Consider the following 6,967-nt stretch of genomic DNA (forward strand, 5'->3'; position numbering starts at 1 on the left):
GGGTCCCCGGCGGCTCCGTCGTGGGCGGCCCAGCCGCCGGTGTCGCCGCCGTGGCGTCCGCCCGCGGGCGGGACGGCGTCCCAGCCGCCGGTGCCCTGCACGGGTGCGCCGCCGGCGCCGGGGGAGGCCCAGCCGTCGCGGTCGTCGCGGTCGGGGGACCAGGCTCCGGTGGTCTCGGGGTCGGCGCCCCACCCGCCGGGCGGTGGCGTGCCCCAGGCGGGGATCTCCCCGGTCCGCTCCGCGGCATCCTCGGGATGCCGGTCCGGTCCCTGCGGGTTGTTCATCGCCTACTCGTCCGCCCGTCTCTCTCGTCGTGCCGTCGTGACTGCTGGTGCTGCTCGTGACTGCTACTGCATACCGGCCGCGACCACGCCGCGCCGGACCGCACCGGAGGCCCGGTGGGCCGCCTTGCCGACCGCGCTCGACCGCCCGGCGACCCCGGCGATCTGGTCGAGCAGGTCGAGGACCTGCCGGGTCCAGCGTACGAAGTCGCCCGCGGACAGCTCGTGCCCGTTCCGTTCGGCGGCCTCCAGGACCTGTGCCAGGGACTCGCCGCGCGCCCACCGGTGCATCGGCCAGGCGAAGGCCAGGTCGGGTGCGCGGGTGCGTTCGGCCTTGTGCCGGCGCTGGTCGGCGTCGAGCTCCTCCCACAGCCGCACGGTCCGCTCCAGCGCGTCGGACACCGGGCCGGTGGGCAGCCGCGGCATCGGTGCGTCGTCGCGGCGGGACTCGTAGACCAGCGCCGAGACCACCGCGGCCAGTTCGTCGGGCTCCAGGCCCTCCCACGCGCCGTGCCGCAGGCACTCGGCGGCCAGCAGGTCCGACTCGCCCCACAGCCGGGCCAGGACCCGGCCGTGTGCGGTGATCTCCTCCTCGCCGGGCTCGGCCTCCCCTGCCGGGACGAGGTAGCCGCGCTCGGCGAGCAGCGCCCGGATCCGGTCGAACGCCCGGGCCAACGAGTGCGTCGTGGCCCGCACCTTCTGCCGCAGCGTCTCGGTCTCCCGCTCCAGCCTCGCGTGCCGCTCCGCCCAGCGGGCGTGCGCCTCGCGGTCGTCGCAGCCGTGGCAGGGGTGCGCGCGCAGGGCGCGGCGCAGTGTCGACAGCTCCGGGTCGTCCTGCACCCCGGGCCGGCGACGACGCCCGAGGGCGCGCCCCTCCCCCAGCCGGGAGGCACGCAGCGAGGAGGCCAGGTCCCGGCGGACCTGCGGGGACCGGTGCTCGACCCGCTTCGGCAGCGTGATCCGGCCCAGCACCTCCACCGCGTCCGGGAAGTCCGCCGCCGACAACCGTCCCGCCCAGCGGTCCTCGGTGCACACCAGCGGCCGGACCTCGGCGTCGCGGCCCGCGGCCGACAGCGCCCCGATCCCCGGGTCGAGCACCACGGCGATCCCGGCGCGCTTGCCCGAGGGCACCGCGATCACGTCGCCGGGGCGCAGCTCGCGCAGCGACTCCGAGGCCTCGTCGCGGGCGGCGACGGTGTTCTGGCGGCGCAGCGACTTCTCCCGGTCGGCGATGCGCCTACGCAGGTCGGCGTACTCGGCGAAGTCGCCGAGGTGGCAGCTCATCGCCTCCCGGTAGCCGTCCAGGGCCTCGGTGTTGCGGTCGATCCGCCGGGCCAGCCCGACCACCGACCGGTCCGCCTGGAACTGCCCGAAGGAGCGTTCCAGCAGCTCGCGGGCGGCGTCGGTGCCCAGGCGCCCGACCAGGTTGACCGACATGTTGTAGACCGGCCGGAACGAGCTGCGCAGCGGGTAGGTGCGGGTGGAGGCCAGCCCGCCGACCTGCTCCGGGTCCATGCCGGGTGCCCACAGCACGACGGCGTGGCCCTCGACGTCGATGCCGCGCCGCCCGGCTCGCCCGGTGAGCTGGGTGTACTCGCCGGGGGTGAGGTCGACGTGGGCCTCGCCGTTGTACTTGACCAACCGCTCCAGCACGACGGTGCGGGCGGGCATGTTGATGCCCAGCGCCAGGGTCTCGGTGGCGAACACGCAGCGCACCAGGCCGGCGACGAACAGCTCCTCGACGGTCTCCTTGAACGCCGGCAGCAGCCCGGCGTGGTGGGCGGCGACGCCGCGTTCGAGGGCCTCGCGCCACTCCCAGTACCCGAGCACGCCGAGGTCGGCCTGCGGTAGGTCGCCGGTGTGCTTCTCGACGATCCGGCGGATCTCGTCGACCTCCTCGGGCACGGTCAGGCGCACCCCGGCCCGCACGCACTGGCCGACCGCGGCGTCGCAGCCGGCGCGGGAGAAGACGAACGTGATCGCGGGCAGCAGCCCCTCGCGGTCGAGCCGGTCGATCACCTGCACCCGCGACGGCGGCCGGAACCCACCGCGCGACGGGCCGCCCCCGCGCGGCCCCCGCCCGACGACGGCCGTGGAGTCGGTCTTCCCGCCCCGGGTGCGGCCGCGCTGCGGACCACCCCGGCCGCGCGGCCCGCGGTCGCCCGCCCGGTCCGAGCCTCGTGAGGTGGTGAAGTCCCGCCGGGCCATCTCGCGGGTGTAGCGGACCAGCTCCGGGTCGACGACGACCTCACCGGGCCCGCCGGGGGTGCTCCGCTCACCGAACATGTCGAACAGCCGGTTCCCGACCATCATGTGCTGCCACAGCGGCACCGGGCGGTGCTCGTCGACCACCACGCGGGTGTCGCCGCGGACCTCGACCAGCCAGTCACCGAACTCCTCGGCGTTGCTGACCGTGGCCGAGAGCCCGACGACCGCGACGTGTTCGGGCAGCTGGAGGATGACCTCCTCCCAGACCGCGCCGCGGAACCGGTCGGCCAGGTAGTGGATCTCGTCCATCACCACGTAGCCGAGGTGGTCCAGCCGCCGGTTCGCCGCCTTGTCGGAGTCGGCGTAGATCATGTTGCGGAGCACCTCGGTGGTCATCACGACCACCTGGGCATCACCGTTCACCGCGGTGTCACCGGTGAGCAGGCCGACCGCGTCCGCGCCGTAGCGGGCGACCAGGTCGGCGTACTTCTGATTGGACAGCGCCTTGATCGGCGTGGTGTAGAAGCACTTGCGGCCCTCGGACAGGGCCAGGTGCACGGCGAACTCACCCGCGACGGTCTTGCCGGCGCCGGTGGGCGCACAGAGCAGGACGCCGTGGCCGTCCTCCAGTGCTTCGCACGCCTCGCGCTGGAACGGGTCCAGATCGAAGGGCATCAGACCGGTGAACTCGGCCAGCCGCGGATAGGCGGCGCGGGCCTTCGCCGCCGCGTACGCGGCGGCCGGGTCGGCGGCGGAACCATTCACGGCCCCAGGCTGTCACACGGCACCGACACCCTGCTCCGTCACAGGGTGAGCCGGGCCACGTGACACCGCCGGGCTACTCCGGGTGGGCGAACTCCGCCTCGACGATGTCGGGGTTGATCTCCGTGCCGTGGTGCTCACCACGGCAGATCGCGGCCATCAGGCCGTCCTTCTCGATGTCGAACACGTGCAGCGGCAGGCCGTGGTCGCGGGCCAGGATGAACGCGGTCTGGTCCATCACGGCCAGCCGGCGCGACAGCACCTCGTCGTAGGGCAGGCGCTCGTAGCGGCGCGCGTCGGGGTTGGTGCGCGGGTCGGTGTCGTAGACGCCGTCGGTGCCGTGCTTGGCCACCAGCAGCGCGTCCGCGCCGATCTCCAGGGCGCGCTGCACGCTCGGGTAGTCGGTGGTGATGAACGGCTGCCCGTTGCCGCCGGAGAAGATCAGGATCGCGTCCTTCTCCAGGTGCCGCTTGGCGCGCAGCCGCAGGAACGGCTCGGCGACGGCGTTGATCGGGATCGCCGTCATGACGCGGACGTTCTCCTCACCACCCGCGGAGAGCTTGCCGCGCAGCAGGAGACCGTTGATCACGGTGCCGAGCATGCCGATGTTGTCGGCCTCGACGCGGTCGATCCCCCAGGTCTCGGAGCGGTTGCCGCGGAACACGTTCCCGCCGCCGACGACGACCGCGACCTGCACCCCCAGCGCACGCATCTGCCGGATCTGGTCGGCGAGGTGGGACAGGGCCTGCGCGGAGAACCCGAAGCCGTCGGCACCGGCCATCGCCTGTCCGCTGAGCTTGATGACCACCCGGTTGTACTTCATCTGTCCCGACCCGCTCCTCAGTGCCGCCCGACCCGATCCGGTGAGCAAGCCTACGGAGCCGTGCCGGACGGGGCCGCGGGGGGATCCGCGGCACCGGCCCCGGTCAGGTGATGTCGTCGTAGCGGGGCGGCTCGGGGGCGGTCCCGTTCGTCCCGGCACCCCCGGTGCGGCCGTTCCCCGCACCCGCGGTGCCGCGGTCCGGGGCGACGACGGGGGCCCGGGTGGTCGACACCGGCGCGGGGGGTTCGAGCCGGGACGGCCCCTCGAGCGGCGACGGCGTGGTGTCCAGCGGCGAGGGCTCGTCCGGGTCCAGGGAGTCCCAGCCCTCGGCGGCGCGGCGGCGGGCCCGGCGGCGGTCGGTGATCCGGCAGACCTGGATGGCGCCCTCGAACAGCAGCGTCAGCGCGAACGCCAGCGCCAGCATCGAGATCGGGTCCTGGCCGGGCGTGGCGATCGCGGCGAAGCAGAACAGCCCGAAGATCAGACCGCGCCGGGAGCGGCGGAGCAGGTCGTAGGACACGACCCCGGCCGCGTTGAGCGCGACGACCAGCAGCGGGATCAGGAAGCTGACCCCGAAGATGACGATCAGATTCACGACCAGCGAGAAGTACGACGTGCCGGTCAGCGCCGTCGTCTGGATCTCGCTACCGATGGTCAGCAGGAAGCCGAGCGCCTGCGGGATGATCAGGTAGGCGAGCACCGCGCCGGCGACGAACAGCACCGCGGCCACCGAGACGAAGCCCAGCGCGTAGCGGCGCTCCTTCCTCAGCAGGCCCGGGGTGATGAAGCCCCACAGCTGGTAGAGCCAGATCGGGCAGGCCAGGATCACCCCGGCCGTCGCCCCGACCTTCAGGCGCAGCATGAACTGGTCGAAGGGGGTGGTGCCGAGCAGGGTGCAGGCGTTCGGGTCGGCCGTCAGCGACGCGCGCGCCGAGGGCGGCAGCGAGCAGTACGGCTCCTTGAGCAGCTCACCCAGGCTCGGGAAACCGAAGAACGAGACCTCGAACCAGATGTAGCCGAACACCGTCGTCACCACGATCGCGGCGAGCGAGATGCCGAGCCGGTTGCGCAGCTCGTAGAGGTGCTCGATCAGGGTCATGGTCCCGTCGGGGTTGAGCCTGCGCTTCCGACGGAACGGTGCCTTCACGGGATGGAGTGCCTCAGGCGGTCGGACCGGCGGGCCGGTCGGTGGCCTGTGCCGGCGGCTGCTGCGGCGTCTGCTGCGGGGCCGGGGCGGTCTGCTGCGGCGCCGGTGCGGCGGCGGGCAGCTCCTGGGCGGGCTTGGACTCCTCGGCCTGCCGGCTGCGGGCGTCGTCGTCCTTGAGGCCCTTCATCTCACCCTTGAACACGCGGGCGGACTGACCGACCGACCGCGCCATCTCGGGCAGCTTCTTCGCGCCGAACAGCAGGAGCAGAACGGCGATGATGATCAGCCACTCGTAGCCACCGGGCATGGGTCCACCTCGCGTCGATCGGGCCGGGTCGACACCGAGTGTAGACACGGGCGAATCGGTCGCCCGGTCCCCCCGTCCTGGGACGTGGCTCCGGTCACCCGGTGTTCATGCCGTCGTCGCCATCCTGTCGCATTCCTCCTCCCGGGGGGGTCGGTGTGACTCAGGGTGATGCGTCGGCGATCCGGAGGGCCTCGCGGGCCCGTTCGCGCACCGCCGTCGCCAGCTCCGTGGGCTCGACGATGCGGGCCGCGCCGCCGAGCCCCAGCACCAGGCGGACCAGCCAGTCGTCGTCGGCGAAGCGGAGCAGCACCCGCAGCCGGTCGTCGCCGCCCGCCGCGGCGGGCACCGGGTCCGGCGCGCCGGGCGGCGGGTCGCCCTCGACCAGCTCACCGGCGCCGGTGCGCACCTCGTCGACCGGGTAGTACTCGGCGACCCAGTGCGCGTCCGGGCCGAGTTCCAGGACCGCGTACCGGTGCTCGGCGCGCGGACTGAACAGCCCGTGCGAGACGTCGACGGGCCGGGCCTCGGGATGGGCGCGGGCCGGTTCGTCGAGCTCCTCGGCCTGCTCCACCCGGTCCAGGCGGAACATCCGCACGTCCTCGGCGCGGCGGCACCACGCCTCCAGGTAGCCGCGCCCGCCGCTGACGACCAGCCGCATCGGGTCGACGTCGCGGCGGGACACCGCGTCACGGCCCGCGGTGAAGTAGACGATGCGCAGCGCGCGCCCGCGGTCGAGCGCCCGGCGCACGACCGCGGTGGTGTCGCGCTCGCCGATCCCGGACTCGACGGTGACCAGACCGCCCGGACCGGCCGCCTCCCCCACCGCGGCCTCGACCTTCGCGATGGCCCGCCCGACGGCGTCGGAGTCGACGACCCCGGCGGTCTGGTGCAGCATCCGCAGGGCCACGAGCAGCGCGGTCGCCTCGGTGGTGGTCAGGCGCAGCGGCCGGGTCAGCCCGGCGTCGAAGACGACGTCGACGGTGTCCCCGGCGAAGGACAGGTCGACCAGGTCACCCGGCCCGTAGCCGGGCAGCCCGCACATCCACAGCAGCTCCAGGTCCTTGCGCAGCTGCCGTTCGTCGACGCCGAAGTCCGCGGCGGCCTCGGCGACCGGTACCCCGGGGTGCGCCCGCAGGTAGGGCACCAGCGACAGCAGCCGGGGCAGGCGCTGGGCGACGCCCTGGCGGCTCACGTGCGGGTCCCGAGGGCACCGGCACCGAGCGCGGCCTCCCACAGCTCGCGGACCGCGCGGGCCAGCTCCGGCGGGTCGAGGACGGCGACGTCCGGGCCGTGCCCGGTGACGCCCCCGGCCCGCTCCAGCCGGTCCAGTCGCGCCTGCACCGTCCCGCGGGCGACCCGCAGTGTGCGCGAGAGCTCCAGCACCCCGGCCCGCGGCCGGTCGCGCAGCGCGGCGAGCAGGTCGACGTCGAGGGCGTCCA

General features: G+C 74.1%; 5 protein-coding genes and 2 pseudogenes. All 7 read right to left on the reverse strand.

Features of this window, described 5'->3' with window-relative positions; genetic code table 11:
- Positions 1 to 284, reverse strand: a pseudogene (locus tag NH602_RS26140) (hypothetical protein); the annotation flags it as partial.
- 63 nt (positions 285 to 347) lie between these two features.
- A complete protein-coding gene (locus NH602_RS26145; RefSeq protein WP_253069174.1) occupies positions 348 to 3,254 on the reverse strand; it encodes an RNA helicase in 2,907 nt (968 codons plus the stop codon).
- A 73-nt stretch (positions 3,255 to 3,327) separates the two neighbouring features.
- A complete protein-coding gene (gene pyrH, locus NH602_RS26150; protein WP_062395067.1) occupies positions 3,328 to 4,074 on the reverse strand; it encodes a UMP kinase in 747 nt (248 codons plus the stop codon).
- A 103-nt stretch (positions 4,075 to 4,177) separates the two neighbouring features.
- On the reverse strand, positions 4,178 to 5,173 hold the full coding sequence (tatC, locus tag NH602_RS26155; RefSeq protein ID WP_139282777.1) for a twin-arginine translocase subunit TatC: 996 nt from the start codon (positions 5,171 to 5,173) through the stop codon (positions 4,178 to 4,180).
- Between the two features lie 61 nt (positions 5,174 to 5,234).
- Positions 5,235 to 5,528: a Sec-independent protein translocase subunit TatA gene (tatA, locus tag NH602_RS26160; protein ID WP_253069175.1), complete on the reverse strand. Its 294-nt coding sequence runs from the start codon at positions 5,526 to 5,528 to the stop codon at positions 5,235 to 5,237.
- Between the two features lie 160 nt (positions 5,529 to 5,688).
- The gene (locus NH602_RS26165; RefSeq protein WP_179759846.1) at positions 5,689 to 6,720 is read right to left on the reverse strand and encodes a YafY family protein; all 1,032 of its coding nucleotides are present in this window, start codon (positions 6,718 to 6,720) and stop codon (positions 5,689 to 5,691) included.
- An 86-nt stretch (positions 6,721 to 6,806) separates the two neighbouring features.
- Positions 6,807 to 6,967, reverse strand: a pseudogene (locus NH602_RS26170) (winged helix-turn-helix transcriptional regulator); the annotation flags it as partial.

This window comes from Pseudonocardia sp. McavD-2-B (assembly GCF_024124365.1).
GTDB classification, from domain to species: Bacteria; Actinomycetota; Actinomycetes; order Mycobacteriales; family Pseudonocardiaceae; genus Pseudonocardia; species Pseudonocardia alni.

Excerpts from the sequence above, each read along its gene's own strand:
- pyrH (WP_062395067.1), bottom strand. The coding sequence starts at position 4,074 with ATGAAGTACAACCGGGTGGTCATCAAGCTCAGCGGACAGGCGATGGCC.
- tatC (WP_139282777.1), bottom strand. The coding sequence starts at position 5,173 with ATGACCCTGATCGAGCACCTCTACGAGCTGCGCAACCGGCTCGGCATC.
- tatA (WP_253069175.1), bottom strand. The coding sequence starts at position 5,528 with ATGCCCGGTGGCTACGAGTGGCTGATCATCATCGCCGTTCTGCTCCTG.